This is a genomic window from Microbacterium marinum (assembly GCF_014204835.1).
GTDB classification, from domain to species: domain Bacteria; phylum Actinomycetota; class Actinomycetes; order Actinomycetales; family Microbacteriaceae; genus Microbacterium; species Microbacterium marinum.
This window is the reverse complement of sequence record NZ_JACHMD010000001.1, coordinates 2,100,236-2,118,239: the sequence shown is the minus strand read 5'-3', so window position 1 is coordinate 2,118,239 and position 18,004 is coordinate 2,100,236. Positions and strand designations below refer to the sequence as shown.

Annotated in this window: 14 protein-coding genes; 10 read left to right on the top strand and 4 right to left on the bottom strand. The window is 69.2% G+C overall.

The window, feature by feature from the left end; all coding sequences use genetic code 11:
* Positions 1-36: 36 nt before the first annotated feature.
* Positions 37-258 carry a DUF7455 domain-containing protein gene (locus BKA24_RS10445; RefSeq protein ID WP_184217789.1) on the bottom strand — a complete coding sequence of 74 codons (222 nt, stop codon included), beginning with the start codon at positions 256-258 and terminating at the stop codon, positions 37-39.
* A 190-nt stretch (positions 259-448) separates the two neighbouring features.
* Here BKA24_RS10445 and BKA24_RS10440 point away from each other — a divergent pair, with 190 nt between their 5' ends.
* Positions 449-2,521 (top strand): DNA gyrase subunit B, encoded by a 2,073-nt coding sequence (locus BKA24_RS10440; protein ID WP_184217787.1) that lies wholly within the window; start codon positions 449-451, stop codon positions 2,519-2,521.
* Between the two features lie 21 nt (positions 2,522-2,542).
* Positions 2,543-2,791: a DUF4287 domain-containing protein gene (locus BKA24_RS10435; protein WP_184217785.1), complete on the top strand. Its 249-nt coding sequence runs from the start codon at positions 2,543-2,545 to the stop codon at positions 2,789-2,791.
* A 1-nt stretch (position 2,792) separates the two neighbouring features.
* Here the strand turns inward: BKA24_RS10435 and BKA24_RS10430 are convergent, their stop codons facing one another.
* Positions 2,793-5,249 carry a DNA gyrase/topoisomerase IV subunit A gene (locus BKA24_RS10430; protein ID WP_184217783.1) on the bottom strand — a complete coding sequence of 819 codons (2,457 nt, stop codon included), beginning with the start codon at positions 5,247-5,249 and terminating at the stop codon, positions 2,793-2,795.
* Positions 5,250-5,336: 87 nt separating this feature from the next.
* On the opposite strand from BKA24_RS10430, the gene BKA24_RS10425 reads away from it, so the two are divergent.
* On the top strand, positions 5,337-6,476 hold the full coding sequence (locus tag BKA24_RS10425) for an alkaline phosphatase family protein (protein WP_184217781.1): 1,140 nt from the start codon (positions 5,337-5,339) through the stop codon (positions 6,474-6,476).
* Between the two features lie 12 nt (positions 6,477-6,488).
* Here the strand turns inward: BKA24_RS10425 and sepH are convergent, their stop codons facing one another.
* On the bottom strand, positions 6,489-7,517 hold the full coding sequence (gene sepH / locus BKA24_RS10420; RefSeq protein ID WP_184217779.1) for a septation protein SepH: 1,029 nt from the start codon (positions 7,515-7,517) through the stop codon (positions 6,489-6,491).
* A gap of 237 nt (positions 7,518-7,754) precedes the next feature.
* On the opposite strand from sepH, the gene BKA24_RS10415 reads away from it, so the two are divergent.
* A complete protein-coding gene (locus BKA24_RS10415) occupies positions 7,755-8,045 on the top strand; it encodes a DUF4193 domain-containing protein (RefSeq protein WP_184217777.1) in 291 nt (96 codons plus the stop codon).
* Between the two features lie 11 nt (positions 8,046-8,056).
* Here the strand turns inward: BKA24_RS10415 and BKA24_RS10410 are convergent, their stop codons facing one another.
* The gene (locus BKA24_RS10410; RefSeq protein WP_184217775.1) at positions 8,057-8,533 is read right to left on the bottom strand and encodes a DUF3093 domain-containing protein; all 477 of its coding nucleotides are present in this window, start codon (positions 8,531-8,533) and stop codon (positions 8,057-8,059) included.
* Between the two features lie 12 nt (positions 8,534-8,545).
* On the opposite strand from BKA24_RS10410, the gene dut reads away from it, so the two are divergent.
* The 6 genes from dut (at position 8,546) to pepN (ending at position 17,915) form a co-directional block, all read left to right on the top strand.
* Positions 8,546-8,995, top strand: coding sequence for a dUTP diphosphatase (gene dut, locus BKA24_RS10405; RefSeq protein ID WP_184217774.1), 450 nt, complete (start codon positions 8,546-8,548; stop codon positions 8,993-8,995).
* Positions 8,992-9,576 (top strand): DUF3710 domain-containing protein, encoded by a 585-nt coding sequence (locus tag BKA24_RS10400; RefSeq protein ID WP_184217772.1) that lies wholly within the window; start codon positions 8,992-8,994, stop codon positions 9,574-9,576. The genes dut and BKA24_RS10400 overlap by 4 nt, the downstream gene beginning before the upstream one ends.
* Entirely contained in the window at positions 9,573-10,361 is a 789-nt protein-coding gene (locus BKA24_RS10395) for a DUF3159 domain-containing protein (RefSeq protein WP_425488711.1), read from the top strand. Before BKA24_RS10400 ends, BKA24_RS10395 begins: the two co-directional genes overlap by 4 nt.
* 135 nt (positions 10,362-10,496) lie before the next feature.
* Positions 10,497-13,361 carry an aconitate hydratase AcnA gene (locus tag BKA24_RS10390; RefSeq protein ID WP_184217770.1) on the top strand — a complete coding sequence of 955 codons (2,865 nt, stop codon included), beginning with the start codon at positions 10,497-10,499 and terminating at the stop codon, positions 13,359-13,361.
* Positions 13,362-13,433: 72 nt separating this feature from the next.
* Positions 13,434-15,386 carry a 1-deoxy-D-xylulose-5-phosphate synthase gene (gene dxs / locus BKA24_RS10385; RefSeq protein WP_184217768.1) on the top strand — a complete coding sequence of 651 codons (1,953 nt, stop codon included), beginning with the start codon at positions 13,434-13,436 and terminating at the stop codon, positions 15,384-15,386.
* A 39-nt stretch (positions 15,387-15,425) separates the two neighbouring features.
* The gene (gene pepN / locus BKA24_RS10380; RefSeq protein ID WP_184217766.1) at positions 15,426-17,915 is read left to right on the top strand and encodes an aminopeptidase N; all 2,490 of its coding nucleotides are present in this window, start codon (positions 15,426-15,428) and stop codon (positions 17,913-17,915) included.
* Positions 17,916-18,004: the final 89 nt, after the last annotated feature.

Genomic DNA, 18,004 nt, shown 5'->3' with positions numbered 1-18,004 from the left:
CATTCTTCGGTCCGGCGCAGGGCCGGACAGGCGGTCTCAGGGAGCCTCGGAGAGACGCGCGGTCTCGTCATGCCAGCTCGTGGCGACGGAGCGGAGCTTCTCCTCGTACTTGCGGCCGTGGTGTGCGCAGAACAGGAGCTCGCTCCCGTTGACCTCAGCGGCGATGTAGGCCTGTGCGCCGCACGAATCGCAACGGTCCATCGCGGTGAGGCGGTATTCGAGGACGGCTCCAGGCTCGGTGGCGGTAGATGTGCTCATGTCAGGTGCCTCCTCTAAGTGTTCTTCACGCGACAGTCATGACATACAACCACGCGAATCCTGCGGGTATGCCGCCATTGCGCGACATTTCGCTGTGCGCGTACGGTGCGCACCCGTGATCGGTCTCGGGCGCATCACGCCGTGTGTGTCGGCGGTCCCGACAGGGCGCCCGCGGATACGATTGGAGATTGTGACAGCCGAGTACTCCGCCCACCATCTGCAGGTCCTGGAAGGGCTCGAGGCTGTCCGCAAACGTCCCGGGATGTACATCGGGTCCACCGACTCGCGTGGCCTCATGCATTGCCTCTGGGAGATCATCGACAATTCCGTCGACGAGGCGCTCGGCGGCTTCGGGTCGCGCATCGACATCCTCCTGCACCCCGACGGCAGCGTCGAGGTGCGCGACAAGGCGCGCGGCATCCCGGTCGACGTCGAACCCCGCACCGGCCTCACCGGCGTCGAGGTCGTCTTCACGAAGCTCCACGCCGGCGGCAAGTTCGGCGGTGGCTCGTACGCTGCGTCGGGCGGTCTGCACGGCGTCGGCGCCTCGGTCGTCAACGCTCTCTCCGAGCGGCTCGACGTCGAGGTCGACCGCGGGGGGAAGACCTACGCCATGTCGTTCCACCGTGGCGAGCCCGGGGTTTTCGGCGGCGACGGCCCGGCGTCCGAGTTCCGCCCATACGAGAAGTCCAGCGAACTTCGCGTGGTCGGCAAAGCACCCAAGGGCACGACGGGCACCCGCATTCGCTACTGGGCGGACCGCCAGATCTTCACGAAGGATGCCGCGTTCGATTTCGGCGAACTCGAACAGCGGGCACGGCAGACTGCGTTCCTCGTCCCGGGGCTCGAGATCGTCATCCGTGACGAACGCGGCGAAGAGCCCGTCGAGACCAGTTACCGCTTCGACGGCGGCATCTCGGAGTTCGCCGACTTCCTTGCTCCGGATGCTCCGATCACCGACACGTGGCGTCTCGAGGGCACGGGGAACTTCAGCGAAACCGTGCCGGTACTGCAGCCCTCGGGCGCGATGGTGCCGACCGAGGTCCAGCGCGAGTGCCACGTGGACATCGCGCTCCGGTGGGGGACCGGGTACGAGACCGTCGGCCGCTCCTTCGTCAACATCATCGCGACCCCCAAGGGCGGCACCCATCAGCAGGGCTTCGAGCAGGGCCTCATGAAGGTCATCCGTGGCCAGATCGAGGCGAACGCGCGCAAGCTGAAGGTCGGGACGAGCGAGAAGATCGAGAAGGACGACATCCTCGCAGGTCTCTCGGTGGTCCTCACCGTCCGGCTGCCCGAACCGCAGTTCGAGGGGCAGACCAAGGAGGTCCTCGGAACTCCCGCAGTCCGCAACATCGTGGCATCCGTGGTGAGTAAGGAGCTCGGCGCGAAGTTCTCGTCGACCAAGCGCGACGACAAGGCGCAGTCGGCCCTCCTGCTCGAGAAGGTCGTCTCCGAGATGAAGGCGCGCATCTCAGCGCGCACCCACAAGGAGACCCAGCGCCGCAAGAACGCACTCGAGTCCTCGTCGCTCCCCGCGAAGCTCGCGGACTGCCGCACCAACGACGTCGCCGAATCCGAACTGTTCATCGTCGAGGGCGACTCGGCGCTCGGCACCGCGAAGCTCGCCCGCAACAGCGAGTATCAGGCCCTGCTGCCGATCCGCGGCAAGATCCTCAACGTGCAGAAGGCATCGATCAGCGACATGCTCTCGAACGCCGAGTGCGCCGCGATCATCCAGGTGATCGGCGCCGGGTCGGGTCGCTCGTTCGACCTGGAGGCGGCGCGCTACGGCAAGGTGATCCTGATGAGCGACGCCGACGTCGACGGCGCGCACATCCGCACGCTGCTGCTCACCCTCTTCTTCCGGTACATGCGCCCGCTGGTCGAAGCCGGTCGCGTCTACGCCGCCGTCCCGCCGCTGCACCGCGTCATCGCGATCAACCCGGGGTCCAAGCCGAACGAGACCATCTACACGTACAGCGAGAAGGAGCTGCACGCGCTCCTCACCAAGCTGACGAAGTCCGGCAGGCGCTGGCAGGAACCCGTTCAGCGGTACAAGGGCCTCGGCGAGATGGATGCCGATCAGCTCGCGGACACCACGATGGCGCGGGACGGTCGCCTGCTGCGCCGCGTGCGCATGCAGGACGCCGAGGCCGCGGCATCCGTGTTCGAACTCCTCATGGGCAGCGAGGTCGCGCCGCGCCGCGACTTCATCGTGTCGTCGGCCGACCGCCTCGACCGCGAGGCCATCGACGCCTGAGCCGAGCGCTAGCCTGAGCGCATGAGCACGCATCGCGTTCCCGCGCCGGTCTTCGCCGACGGCGAGAAGCCGAAGGGTCCGGCGTCGTATTTCGCGAGCATCGAGAAGACGTACGGGCAGCCGATCCAGCACTGGCTGGACATCGCGGCCGACAGCCTCGACACCCGCGCACACCGGGAGGTCGTGACCCTCCTCAAGCAGGAGCACGGTCTCGGCCACGGCCACGCGAACGCCGTCGTCGCCTATGCGAAGGCGACGCTCGCGGGCTGACTCAGCGGACCACGGTGCCGATCGCGCCGATGACGGCGTCGAGCGTCTGCCCGGAGGCATCCCGCTTCGCGCCGGCCGCGGGCAGCTGCCGCACCGCGCCGTCCGTGCCGACCGCGCGTGGGTCATCGCCCACCCAGGCCAGCGTCAGCGCATCCTCGCCCCGGAGGAAGCGCTGAGCGCGCACACCACCGGTCGCGCGACCTTTGGCGGGGAACTCCGCGAAGGCCGACACCTTGCCGGAACCGGCGTCGGTGCCCGCGAGGGCCGACGTCGATCCGGCGATCGTCGCCACGACGGTCTCCTCGCCGGCGATGACCGCCGTGAAGGCGATGACCTGGGCGTCGGCGGACAGTCGGATGCCGGCCATGCCGCCGGCCGCGCGACCCTGGGGGCGCACGGAGGCGGCCTCGAATCGCAGCAGCTGAGCATCGCTCGTGATGAAGACGAGCTCAGCATCGTCGGCGGCCGGTGCGGCCCCGACGACGGAGTCGCCGGGCTTGAGCGCGATGATCTCGACGTCGTGTTTGCCGGCAGGCAGCTCCGTCGCCGCGACCCGCTTGACGACTCCCTGCGCGGTGCCCAGCGCGATCGGGGCCGCCTCATCGAGGCGGACGACCGCGATGACATGCTCCGCCCCTGAAAGCCCCAGGTACTGGTCGGCCTTGGTGCCGGCGCCGAGCTGCACCGAGTTGGCGGGCACGGACGGGAGGTCGACGGGGGAGAAGCGCACGAGGCGGCCTGCGCTCGTCACCGCGCCGAGGTCGCCGCGCGTGGTGGCGTCGACGGCTGAGCGGATCGCGTCGTGCTTCGAGCGTCGTGCCGGCGTGACGATGCCACCGCTGGGTGCGTCGGCAACGAGCTCGGCGCGGATCATCCGACCGGTCGCCGACAGGAACACGCGGCAGGGCGCGTCGGCGATCTGGAGGTCGGCCGGCGCCGCGGCCCGGCCGCGCGGCGCGACGGGCCCGCCGTTCATGAGCAGCGTGCGACGGGGGGTCCCGTAGGCATCTGCCGCGGCATCCAACTCCACCGCGACCTGACGGCGCAGCAGCACGTCGCTGCCGAGCAGTTCCTCCAGGGCCGCGATGTCGGCCTTGAGGGTGTCGCGCTCGGCCTCGAGCTCGACCCGGGAGAACTTGGTGAGGCGGCGGAGGCGCAGCTCGAGGATGTACTCGGCCTGCAGCTGAGACAGGTCGAAGACGTCCATGAGGCGCGTGCGCGCCATCTCGCTGTCATCCGAGGTGCGGATGACCTGGATGACCTCGTCAATGTCGAGGATCGCGATAAGGAGGCCTTCGACGAGGTGCAGGCGCTCCTGCTTGCGGGCGAGTCGGAATCGGCTGCGTCGGGTGATCACCTGGATACGGTGATCGAGGTAGACGCGCAGCATCTCCTTCAGACCGAGCGTCTGCGGCTGGCCGCCGACGAGCGCGACGTTGTTGATACCGAAGGAGTCCTCGAGCGGTGTCAGACGGTAGAGCTGCTCCAATACGGCGTTCGGGTCGAAGCCCGTCTTGATGCCGATCACGAGCCGCAGACCGTGGTTGCGGTCCGTCAGGTCGGTGATGTCGGAGATTCCGGTGAGCTTCTTGGCGGTGACGGCATCGCGGATCTTCTCCATGACCCGCTCGGGGCCGACCATGTAGGGCAGCTCGGTGACGATGATGCCGGTGCGGCGCGGTCCGAGCGACTCGATCGACGACTTCGCGCGGGTTCGGAAGGTTCCGCGTCCGGACTGGTACGCCTCCTTGATGCCGTCGAGACCGACGATGACTCCGCCGCCGGGGAGGTCGGGACCGGGCACGAACTCCATCAGCTCCTCGAGGGTGGCGTCAGGATTCTCGAGGAGGTGGATGGCAGCGGAGACGACCTCGATGAGGTTGTGCGGCGCCATGTTGGTCGCCATGCCGACCGCGATGCCGGTGGTGCCGTTGACGAGGAGGTTGGGGAAGGCGGCGGAGAGCACTTCGGGCTGCTGGAACTGCCCGTCGTAGTTCGGGATGAAGTCCACGACGTCCTCGTCGAGGTGCTCCGTGAGTGCCAGTGCCGAGGGAGCCAGGCGCGCCTCGGTGTACCGGGCGGCGGCGGGGCCGTCGTCGAGGGAGCCGAAGTTGCCGTGGCCGTCGACCAGGGGCACGCGCAGAGCGAAGTCCTGGGCGAGGCGCACGAGCGCGTCGTAGATGGCGGAGTCTCCGTGCGGGTGGAGCTTTCCCATCACCTCGCCGACGACGCGGGCGCTCTTCACGTGACCGCGGTCGGGTCGGAGCCCCATCTCGGCCATCTGGAAGAGGATGCGCCGCTGGACGGGCTTCAGCCCGTCCCTGGCGTCGGGCAGTGCGCGGGAGTAGATGACCGAATAGGCGTACTCCAGGAAGGATCCCTGCATCTCCTCGGCGAGGTCGATGTCCTCGATGCGCTCGACGGCGGGGGATGACGGGGGAGTGCGCGAAGCTGCCATGTCCTCGATCGGTCTCGGGTGAGGGGTGCTGACGCCCGGCGCGGGAGCCGGGGGCGGGCCGTCATGCCGTGTGGGAGACTTGCCCGGATGTCCCTCAGCCTACCCGCGGACCCTCCTGGAGCCCGGAGCCTCACCGACGTGGTGCCCAATGTCTTGGCGGCTCTCGAAGGCGCCCCGTCGTGGTTCGCACCGGCTCGGTCGGCCATCGTCCTCCTCGTCGACGGGCTCGGGCGCGGGAACCTCACCGCGCGGGCCGGATATGCACGTTTCCTCACCCAGCGGATGACGAAGAAGGATGCCGCGCGGACCGTGTTCCCGGCGACCACCGCAGCAGCGCTCGCGAGCCTGCTGACCGGCGACGCGCCGGGAGCCCACGGCCTCGTCGGGTATCGGGCGCGCGTGCCGGGCACCGATGAGGTGCCCAATCAGCTCCGCGGCTACGAGACCGACGGGCTCGACCCGCTGACCTGGCAGCGGAGCCGGCCCCTCCTGGAACGGGAGGCGGAGCGCGGCAGGCCTGTCTTCGTCGTCACGAAGGCCGCATACGAAGGCACCGGATTCACGCGCGCCCTGCAGCGCGGCGCGGAGTTCGTCGCCGCGGCGTCGATCGCGGAGCGCGTGGACCGGGCCGCGGATCTCGCGTTGCGGCATCCCGGCGCCCTCATCTACGCCTATGTCCCCGAACTCGACGCGATCGGTCATGCCCGCGGGTGGGAGAGCGACGAATGGTCAGCGGGGCTTGAGACGGTGGATGCCGCGGCGCGCACCCTCGACACCGCGCTCGGGCGTCACGCGGGTGCCGTCGTCACCGCCGATCACGGCATGGTCGATGTCCCGCGACATCGGCAGATGCTGGTGGGCGCCGGGGACGAGCTCTGGGAGGGCGTCCGCGTCGTCGGGGGCGAGCCGAGGATGCTGCATTTGTACGCGGAGGACGGCGGCGCGGAGGGCGTGTTCGCGCGTTGGGACGCTCGTGAGCAGGCCCGCGCGTGGGTGCTGCGTCGGCGGGACGCGATCGAGGCCGGACTGTTCGGGGAGGCCGTCGACCCCGACGTCGAGGCGAGGATCGGAGACGTCCTCGTCGCTGCGAGAGCCTCCGTCGCGTACTACGACGACCGCGAGAGCGACAAGAAGCCGCAGAACATGATCGGCCAGCATGGGTCGCTCACCGACGCCGAGCGGATCGTCCCTCTGGTGCGGCTGGGGGCATTCGCGGTCGGCGGCTGATCGCGCCGAGGATCAGCCGTCTTCGGTGCGTGCGCCGAAGACGATCTCATCCCATGAGGGCATCGAGGTGCGTCCCTTGCGACGCGTCTGCTCGGTCGGAGCGTCGGCGTCGTCATCGGACGGGGCATCGGCCGACTCCTCCGGTGCGGCGGCCTCGTATCCCGGCTCGAGGGCGTCGAAGAGCGCGACCGGCGTCTGCGGGCGTTCGTCCGCGGTCGATTCGGTGGGCATCGGCTCACGCTGACCGCGCCTGCGCCGCAGCGCTTCGAGCAGGTCTGCCGTCTCGGCGGAGGTGACCGGTGCGTCGGGGGCGCGCTTGATGGCGGCGTGCTGCACGGCGGGCGAAGACGCGGGCCGGGATTCCGGCTCGAGGTCCGCCTCGGGCTCGACGGCGCCACGGATGCCGAACGCGCCGCTGTCGAAGCGGGAGGAGTCTTTCAGCGGCGAAGAATCGAGCGCGCGCAGGCGGGGGATGAGTCCTTCGGGCAGCGACCCCTGACGCGAGAGCTGCACGGCGTCGGAGTTCTGCGGAGACAGGCTCGAGCGGCGCGGGTCGAAGCCCCAGCGCGCGTCGTGCTCGACCTCGCCGGCGGTGAACTCGAGCTTCACGATCCACCCGGTCTGGTCGCGCCAGCTCGTCCAGCGTTCGCCGGTGGCGCCCGCTTCGGCGAGCTTCGCGCGGACGGCGTTGCCGAAAGTGGGCTGGGCGCCGGGGTCGAGCTCGCCTCCGATGAGGACCGTCACGGCGAGGGCCTGGCCCACGATGTGCTCGCGCTCGGCGAGGACGGGTCCTTCGAAGCGCTGGACGTCCTCGATGCGCACACCGAGGATCTCGGCGACCTCTTCCGCGGACATGCCGGCACGGATGTGCGACTGGATGTCACGGGGGCTCGCCCGGTGCGTGCGCGGCTCGGCGTCGCGCTGCAGTCGGCGCAGCTGCGCGCGCAGCGCCTCATCGACGGCGAGCGAGAACCGATCGCCGGATTCGGTGGCGAGCATCAGCCGACCGTCTTCGGTGCCGATGACTTTGAGCTGCTCCATGCGAGACATCCTCCAGATCCAGCGTGGGCCCGTTTCGACCTGCCGCGCCCATGCTCGCACGCGTGCCCGGCAGGGGAGGGAATATCGCGGGCGTGCCGCGAGTTTGCGCAGTCATCCCCCTGAAAAGGGGCGACGGGACGGCGACTCATTTGCGATTCACCGGCCCGTGATGCAAACTATGGCCGCCCGAACGGGCACCAGCACACAGCAACACCCCGAAAGTTGAGACATTCGCCAATGGCAACGGATTACGACGCCCCCCGCAAGACCGAGGACGACAGCGAGTCGATCGAGGCTCTCAAGGAGCGCGTTCCGGACAAGATGTCGGGGTCGGTGGACGTCGAGGACTCCGACAACCCGTCGGGCTTCGAGCTCCCGGGCGCCGACCTCTCCGACGTCGACCTCGACGTCGTCGTCCTCCCCCCGCAGGAGGACGAGTTCACTTGCGTGGAGTGCTTCCTGGTGAAGCACCGCACGCAGATCGACCACCAGACCTCCATCGGTGCGATCTGCACCGAGTGCGCCTGACCGCTCGTATCTCAGCGACCCCGCTGCGCGCGGGTGATCATCGCCGCCACCCGCTCGGGTGTGCGGGACGAGAACACCCACCGCGTGGTGGGGTCGTTCTCGTCGGTCAGGGGCACCCGCACGACGCCGTCGATCCCGCCGCGGAGGAGATGCCAGTCGTTCGGTGAGAGGTCCCGTCCGCGGGCGGCGCGGGCCTCGTCGCCCGTCAGCACCTCGGGCGTACCCAGGTACGACACGTCGATGTGCGCTCGTCCGACACGAAGCTGGGTCCCGTCCACGCGAAGACGCGGAGCCGACGCGATGAGAGCGACGACGATCGCGATCCCGACGATCAGGCCGATCACCAGCGCCCACGTGCCGTCGACGGGGGCGAACACGATCGCGGCCATGGGCGCGCATACTGCCGCGCTCACGATGAGCCAGAGGGATGGGCTGAGGCGCTCCCGATACGACGCGGATGCGGGGGCGGGACGTTCGGCGTTGTGCATTAGCCTCGGGGGGTGATGGATTCCGTGGACGTTCCCATTATCGCGGCGCATGTCCCCACGTACGCTCACCCGGGCGATGCGGGCGCCGACCTCGTCGCGACCGAGAGTCTGACTCTGCAGCCCGGTCAGCGTGCCCTGGTCGGAACCGGCGTGCGCATTGCGCTGCCCGAGGGGTACCTCGCCTTCGTCGTGCCACGCAGCGGCCTCGCCACCCGACACGGCATCTCCATCGTCAACTCGCCGGGTACGGTGGACGCCGGCTACCGCGGCGAGATCAAGGTCACCCTGGTGAACACCGACACCGAGGAGGCCTTCGAGGTCACGGCGGGTGATCGCATCGCGCAACTCATCGTGATGCCCTTCGCGCACGCCACATTCCTGCCCGTCGAATCGCTCACCGAGAGCGCGCGCGGCGAAGGCGGGTTCGGTTCCACCGGATACACGACAGGACAGTCCGCATGAGCGATGACCTCGCCCCCAAATCAGCCCCCGCCGACCGCGCCGACGCAGGCCCCTTCGACGAGTCCGAGGCGAACGCCGTCCGCCCCTACATCGATCTCGGCGGAGTCAAGGTGCTGCCCCGGGAGGGTCTGAACCTCCGGCTCGAGGTCGAGGAGCAGACCAAGCGGATCGTCGCCGTCGGACTCGACTACGCGGGGTCCACCCTGCAGGTGCAGCCCTTCGCCGCCCCGCGCTCGAGCGGCCTGTGGGAAGAGACCCGTGAGCAGATCCGCGAGCAGATCCGCCAGCAGGGCGGCCGCGTCGAGGAGAGGGAGGGCCCGCTGGGTCCGGAGCTCCTCGCCGAGGTCCCGGTCGTGGGCGCCGAAGGCGACGCGGGGAAGCGGCTCGCCCGATTCGTCGGTGTCGACGGCCCTCGCTGGTTCCTCCGTGGCGTGATCGGCGGCGCCGCCGCCGGCAACCTCGAAGCCGCAGCCCAGATCGAAGACCTCTTCCGATCGCTCGTCGTCGTGCGCGGGAACACGCCCATGCCGCCGCGCGACCTCATCCCCCTGAAGATGCCGGCGTCGCCGGGCGGCGCGTGAGCGCGCCCGAGGGGACTCCTCGTCGCGACGACCGGGAGTCCCCGGCATCCCGACCCGGCCTGGAGCCGCCCACGGCGGGCTCGGCATCGGATCGATCGGCCGACGTCTCGGCGTCGGAGATCCTCGGACAGGCGCTGGGCGGTGCGGCGCGCCGAGCGGGTCTCGACCCGGCGGCGGACGCGAGCACCGGCCGCGTCGTCTGGCACGCGATGGGCGGCTGGCGCGGGGTCGCCGAGTCCGTGCTGCCCGGCCTCGCGTTCGTCATCCTCTACGCGGTCTCCGGTCAGAACCTCGTCCTCTCCCTCGCCGGCTCGGTCGGGCTGGCGGTCGTGTTCACCGTCATCCGTCTGCTCCAGCGTTCGCCCGCGGGCGCCGCGTTCGGCGGACTGATCGCCGCGGGTGTCGCGGCGGCCCTCGCCCTGTTCACCGGGCGGGGAGAGGACAACTTCGTTCCGGGGCTCATCACGAATGCGGCCTACGGGACGGCGTTCCTCATCTCCGCACTGGTCGGCTGGTCGCTCATCGGACTCGCGGTCGGATTCCTCATGAACGAGGGCACCGCGTGGCGGAAAGATCGCCGGAAGCGTCGGGTATTCTTCTGGCTCGCGATCGCCTGGGCGGCGCTGTTCTTCATTCGCCTCGCGGTGCAGTACCCGCTCTACCTGGCGGGGGAGGTGGCGACTCTCGGAACGCTCAAGCTGATCATGGGGCTGCCGCTGTTCGCCCCGCTCGTCGCGGTCACGTGGCTCGCCGTGCGCGCGATCTATCCCCGTCGGGACGCGTGATAGATTTATCTTGACATCAAGATAAATTTCGCCCTGATCGGTAAGGCGCGCCTCACTAGCCGCCGACGCCGAGCGCGGGGAAGATGGGAAGGCAAGCCATGCGTGCTTGCACCCCGCCGACGAAGGAGAGCACACGTGTCCACTGTTGACAGCTTCGGTGCCAAGAGCACACTGACCGTCGGGGACACCGACTACGAGATCTTCCGGGTCGACACGGTCGCCGGGTACGAGAAGCTCCCGTTCAGCCTCAAGGTGCTCCTGGAGAACCTCCTCCGCACCGAGGACGGCGCGAACGTCACCAAGGAGCAGATCCAGGCGCTCGGCGCCTGGGATCCGACGGCCCAGCCGAACACCGAGATCCAGTTCACCCCCGCGCGTGTGGTGATGCAGGACTTCACCGGTGTGCCCTGCATCGTCGACCTCGCCACCATGCGCGAGGCGGTCACCGCACTCGGCGGCGACCCGAACAAGATCAACCCGCTCTCGCCCGCAGAGATGGTCATCGACCACTCCGTCATCGCCGACCTCTTCGGCTCCGACAACGCCCTCGAGCGCAACGTCGAGATCGAGTACGAGCGCAACGGTGAGCGGTACCAGTTCCTCCGCTGGGGCCAGACCGCCTTCGACGACTTCAAGGTCGTTCCCCCGGGCACCGGCATCGTCCACCAGGTGAACATCGAGCACCTCGCGAAGGTCATCTACGACCGGAGCGTGGACGGCGTGCTGCGCGCGTACCCCGACACCTGCGTCGGCACCGACTCGCACACCACCATGGTCAACGGCCTCGGCGTGCTCGGCTGGGGCGTCGGTGGCATCGAGGCCGAGGCTGCGATGCTCGGCCAGCCCGTGTCGATGCTCATCCCGCGCGTGGTCGGCTTCAAGCTGACCGGCGAGATCCCCTCCGGCGTCACCGCGACCGACGTCGTCCTCACGATCACCGACATGCTCCGCAAGCACGGGGTCGTCGGCAAGTTCGTCGAGTTCTACGGCGAGGGCGTCGCCCAGGTGCCGCTGGCCAACCGCGCCACCATCGGCAACATGAGCCCCGAGTTCGGTTCGACCGCCGCGATGTTCCCGATCGACGACGTCACGCTCGACTACCTGCGCCTCACCGGCCGCGACGAGCAGACCGTCGCCCTCGTCGAGGCGTACGCGAAGGAGCAGAAGCTCTGGCACGACCCGTCGCGCCACCTCGAGTTCAGCGAGTTCATGGAGCTCGACCTCTCGACGGTCGTCCCCTCCATCGCCGGCCCGAAGCGTCCGCAGGACCGCATCCTCCTCTCCGAGGCGAAGAGCCAGTTCGAGAGGGACATCCTCAACTACGCGGATGCCGCCGAAGAGGACTCCGTCGAGATCGAGGGCACGTTCCCCGCCTCGGACCCCGGCACCGCACCCGGTGTCGAGCACGAGCACATCGCGGCCGGCGGCGTCTCGCACCAGCACGAGCACGAGCACGTGCCCTCGATGATCTCCAGCGGTGCGCGCCACGCGGCATCCAAGCCGGTCAAGGTCACCACGCCGGAGGGGCAGTCGTACCTGCTCGACAACGGTGCCGTCACGCTCGCGGCCATCACCTCCTGCACCAACACCTCGAACCCCTCGGTCATGATCGCGGCGGGCTTGCTCGCCAAGAAGGCCGTCGACAAGGGCCTCAAGCGGAAGCCGTGGGTCAAGACGACGCTCGGCCCGGGATCGAAGGTCGTCACCGACTACTACGAGAAGTCCGGTCTCGACAAGGCGCTCGAGGGGCTCGACTTCTACACCGTCGGCTACGGCTGCACGATCTGCATCGGCAACTCCGGTCCGCTCATCGACGAGGTGTCGGCGGCGATCAACGAGAACGACCTCGCCGTCACGGCAGTGCTCTCGGGCAACCGCAACTTCGAGGGGCGCATCAGCCCCGACGTGAAGATGAACTACCTCGCCTCGCCGCCGCTCGTGGTCGCCTATGCCCTCGCCGGCTCGATGAACTTCGACTTCGAGACCGATGCCCTCGGCAAGGACTCGGACGGCAACGACGTGTTCCTGAAGGACATCTGGCCCTCGCCGGACGAGGTGCAGGACGTCATCGACCACTCGATCTCGCGCGAGCAGTTCATCAAGCAGTACTCGACCGTCTTCGACGGCGACGAGCGCTGGCAGAACCTGCCCACGCCGACCGGCCCCACCTTCGAGTGGGCCGAGGACTCGACCTACGTCCGCAAGGCTCCCTACTTCGACGGCATGGAGCGCACGCCGGCACCCGTCACCGACATCTCCGGCGCACGCGTCATGGCGACCCTCGGCGACTCGGTCACGACCGACCACATCAGCCCGGCGGGCAACATCAAGGCCGGTACCCCGGCTGCGCAGTACCTCACCGAGCACGGCGTCGCGCAGAAGGACTTCAACTCGTACGGGTCGCGGCGCGGTAACCACGAGGTCATGATCCGCGGCACGTTCGCGAACATCCGACTGAAGAACGAACTCGTCGCCGCCGTCAACGACGGCAAGGTCGTCGAGGGCGGCTTCACGCGCGACTTCACGCAGGAGGGCGGCCCCCAGTCGTACATCTACGACGCGAGCCAGAACTACCAGGCGCAGGGCACCCCCCTCGTCGTCTTCGGTGGCAAGGAGTACGGCTCCGGTTCCTCGCGTGACTGGGCGGCGAAGGGCACGAGCCTGCTCGGCGTCAAGGCCGTCATCACCGAGAGCTTCGAGCGCATCCACCGCTCGAACCTCATCGGCATGGGCGTCGTTCCGCTGCAGTTCCCCCAGGGGGAGAGCTGGGCGTCGCTGGGCCTGGACGGCACGGAGATCGTCTCGATCTCGGGCCTCGAGCAGCTGAACGAGGGCGTCACGCCGAAGACGGTCAAGGTCACCGCCGAGCCGAGCGAGTTCTCGCCCGAAGGCAAGCAGACGGTCGAGTTCGACGCGATCGTCCGCATCGACACCCCCGGAGAAGCGGACTACTACCGCAACGGCGGCATCCTGCAGTACGTGCTGCGTTCGCTGGTCTGACACCGGTTAGCACAGAACCCCGGCGCCGTCAGGTGCCGGGGTTCTGTGCGTCTCCGCGCGTAGAATCGGGACATGAGTCTCCTCGACGACATCCGCGGACCCCGAGACCTCGACGGTCTCACCCGTGACGAGCTTCGAACGCTCGCCGGCGAGGTCCGCGCGTTCCTCGTGGAGAACGTCGCGCGCACCGGCGGACACCTCGGTCCCAACCTCGGCGTGGTGGAGCTGACCATCGCTCTGCACCGGGTCTTCGACTCCCCGGGCGACCCGATCATCTTCGACACGGGGCATCAGTCCTACGTCCACAAGCTGCTCACCGGGCGGCAGGACTTCTCCCAGCTGCGCTCGCGTGGAGGGCTGGCCGGCTACCCGCAGCGCGCGGAGAGCGAGCACGACGTCGTCGAGTCGTCGCACGCCTCGAGCTCGTTGAGCTGGGCAGATGGCATCTCGCGCGCTTTCACGCGCACCGGCCGGAAGGACCGTCACGTCGTCGCCGTCGTCGGTGACGGTGCGCTCACCGGCGGGATGACGTGGGAGGCGCTGAACAACATCTCCGACGACAACGACCGCAACCTCGTGATCGTCGTCAACGACAACGGCCGCTCCTACGCCCCCACGATCGGCGGCATGGCGCGGTATCTCAACCGCGTGCGCACCGCGGACAGCTACGAGAGCCTCCGCCGCGGGTCGGCCGGCTTCTTCCACCGTCTCGGCCCGGTCGGGCGCGCCGTGTATCGCGGCGTCCGTGGCGGCACCCACGGTTTCCTGTCGCGCTTCACCAACAACGCCGCGCTCTACTCGAACCTCGACATCAAGTACCTCGGGCCGATCGATGGGCACGACTTCGAGGCCCTGGAGGAAACGCTCCAGCTCGCGAAGGAGTACAGCGCGCCCGTCATCGTGCACACGATCACCGAGAAGGGTCGCGGTTACGAGCCGGCGCGCCGCGACGAGGCGGACCAGTTCCACGCCGTCGGCAAGATCGATCCGACCACGGGGGAGCCGCTGGGCTCCTCGGACGCGGTGGCGTGGACCGATGTCTTCTCCGAAGCCCTCGTCGCCGCGGGCGAGCGTCGCGACGACGTGATCGCGATGACGGCCGCGATGCTCCGTCCGACCGGGCTCCTGGCCTTCGCGCAGCGCTTCCCCGATCGCGTGTATGACGTGGGCATCGCCGAGCAGCACGCCGTCGCCTCGTCGGCAGGCCTCGCGTACGGCGGCCTCCACCCCGTCGTGGCGATCTACGCGACCTTCATGAACCGCGCCTTCGACCAGGTGGTGATGGATGTCGCGCTCCACCGTGCAGGCGTCACCTTCGTCCTCGATCGCTCGGGCGTCACCGGTCCCGACGGCCCCAGCCACCACGGCGTGTGGGACCTCGCGATGCTGCAACTCGTGCCCGGCATCCGTATCGCCGCCCCCCGCGACGGTGAGCGGCTCCGCGAGCTCTTCGACGAGGCCATCGAAGTGGCCGACGCGCCAACCGTGGTCCGGTTCCCGAAGGGGACGATCCCCGCAGCGCTCGAGGCCGTCGAGCGCCGGGAGGACGGGGTGGACGTCCTGTACCGCGGCGGCTCGGAGGACGTCCTCATCGTCGCGATCGGGCCGATGGCGCAGCTCGCGATGGAGGTCGCGGAACGGCTCCGCGCGCAGGGAATCGGCGCCACTGTCGTCGACCCCCGCTGGGCGGTCCCGATTCAGCCGTCGATCGTCGAGCTCGCGCGCGCCCACCGTCTCGTGATCACGCTCGAGGACGGCATCCGTGTCGGTGGTGTCGGCACGCGCGTTCGACAGGTGCTCCGTGAGGCCGGCGTCGACACCGCGGTGGACGAGCTGGGTCTTCCCGGCAAGTTCATCGACCACGCCTCGCGTGAGGAGATCCTGCGCGACGCGGGGCTGACGCCGTCGAAGATCGCTCAGGACGTCGTCGCACAGGTGCTCGGCACGCGCATCCCGATCGCGCGCCCGGCGGAGGACGCGGGCGCGATCTGGCTCGCCGACGAAGCGCGGCACGGCGAGGCCTGAGACACGGTCGACGCGGCATCCGCGTGACACGATGGATGGATGAGTTCCGCGAATCTGACCCGTGACGAGACCGCCGCACGATCGGCCGCGGTGCGGGTGCATACGATCGCAGTCGACCTCGATCTCCGTTCGGCCACGGATGCCGCGAGCGACGCTTTCGAGACGGTGAGCACGCTCCGGTTCTTGTCGTCCGAGCCGGCGACGTGGGTGGATTTCATCGGCGAGTCGGTCGTGCGCGTCGAGGTGAACGGCCGCGACGTCCCCGTCGAGTGGGATGGTGCGCGGGTCCGCGTGAGAGGGCTTGAGGAGGAGAACGACGTCCGCATCACCGCCCGGGGACGGTACAGCCGATCCGGTGAGGGTCTCCACCGCTTCGTCGACCCGGTCGACGGTGCCGTGTACCTCTACACCCAGTACGAGCCCGCCGACTGCCGCCGGGTCTATCCGTGCTTCGAGCAACCCGACATGAAGGCCCGGTGGCGGTTCAGCGTCACGGCACCTGATGGGTGGGTCGTGCTGAGCAACGGCGCCGAGACGGCACGGGAGTCGGTGGATGGTGGCGCTCGCGTCGCGTTCGCCGAGACCGAGCCGATCTCGAGCTACATCACGGCAGTCGCCGCCGGCCCGTACCACCGGGTCGAGGGACGATGGATCGGCCCGCAGGGAGACGTCGCCCTCGGCGTGCTGTGCCGCGCATCGCTCGCCGAGCACCTCGACGCCGACGAGATCCTCGACGTCACCCGCAGGGGGCTCTCCGCCCTCACGGAGGCTTTCTCGCAGGACTACCCCTGGGGCAAGTACGACCAGATCTTCGTGCCCGAGTACAACCTCGGCGCGATGGAGAACCCAGGGCTCGTCACCTTCACCGAGGCGTACGTCTTCCGCGGTCGGGCCACCCGCGCGCAGCGCGAGGCCCGGGCCAACACGATCCTCCACGAGATGGCGCACATGTGGTTCGGAGACCTCGTGACGATGCGGTGGTGGGACGACCTCTGGTTGAAGGAGTCGTTCGCCGATTTCATGGGCTCGCACACGGCGGCGGTCGCCGGCGGCTTCGAGGACGCCTGGGTCACGTTCGCCAGCCGTCGAAAGGGCTGGGCGTACACGCAGGACCAGCTGCCCACGACGCATCCGATCGTCGCGGACATCCCCGATCTCGAAGCGGCGAAACTGAACTTCGACGGCATCACGTACGCGAAGGGCGCGTCGGTGCTGAAGCAGCTCGTCGGGTTCGTCGGCGAGGACGAGTTCTTCCGCGGCGCGCAGCGCTATTTCGCTGACCACGCCTTCGGGAACACGACGCTGGAGGATCTGCTCGTCGCCCTCGAGGCGGCGTCAGCCCGCGATCTGCGGGCGTGGAGCGCCGCGTGGCTTGAGACGACGGGGCTGCCGACCGTCTCGCTCGAGCGTGGGCCGCTCACCGTCGTGCAGGACATCGTTCGCCCACATCGCCTGCGCCTCGGCGGATACCGCCTCGACGGTGGCGCGCTCGTGCCCGCCGGCGACGTCTCCTTTGACGTGAACGACGAGCGGACCGTGATCGACGCGCCCGAGCTCGAGGGCGCGGACCTCCTCCTCCTGAACGATGACGACCGTTCGTATGTGAAGGTGCGTCTGGACGCCCGCTCGGTGGATGCCGCCGAGCAGGCGCTCTCGACTGTCGAAGACCCGCTCGTGCGTGCGGTGGTCTGGGCCGCGCTCTGGAACGCCACCCGCGACGGTGACCTCCCGGCGCACCGGTTCCTGGCGATCGCGGCGCAGCACGCGCCGGCGGAGACCAACGCGGCCCTGCTCGCCGACATCGTCGCGCACGCGCTCTTCACGGTGACCCACTACGTACCGGGGGTGAACGGTGCGCACGCAGCGGACACCTGGCTCGCGACCGCGTGGGACGCGATGACGGATGCCGCGGCGGCATCCGATCAGCAGCTGATCTGGGCGCGCGCGGTGGCGGCGGCGTCGGAGCACAGCACATCGCGGAGCGCGGACATCGCTCGGCTTCTCGATGACCCCGCCGCCGCGCCCGAGGGACTCGCGCTCGACCCGGATCTGCGATGGTCCTTCCTCTTCTCCGCTGCGGCGACAGGGACGGCGGGGGAGGACGCGATCGGAAGGATGCTGGCGCGCGACCAGACGGCGTCGGGGCGCACGGCGGCGGTGGCGGCACGCGCTGCGGCTCCGGTCGCCGAGACACGCGCGGCGGCGTGGACCCGCGCGTGGACCGACGAGTCGCTGTCGAACGATCACCTCGACGCGACGATCCGCGGCATCCGTGCCGGGGGCCGGCGCGACCTCGTTCGTGCCTTCGACGACGACTACTTCGCCCGCATCCTGCCCACCTGGCGCGAGCGGAGCATCGAGATCGCCGCCCGCCTCGTGCGAGGACTGTTCCCGGCGACGGAGGACACGACGGCCGTCGACGCGTGGCTCGAGAGGCACACCGAGGCACCCGGTGCTCTTCGACGCATCGTGCTCGAGCAGCGCGACCACCTCACCCGCGACCTGCGCGTGCAGGCAGCGCAACCCTGAGCAACGAAAGCGCGTGTCGAACTCGTCGGCGCACGCCGTCGACATGGCAGCGGCCCCGAGCCGAAGCCCGGGGCCGCTGGTGACCGACT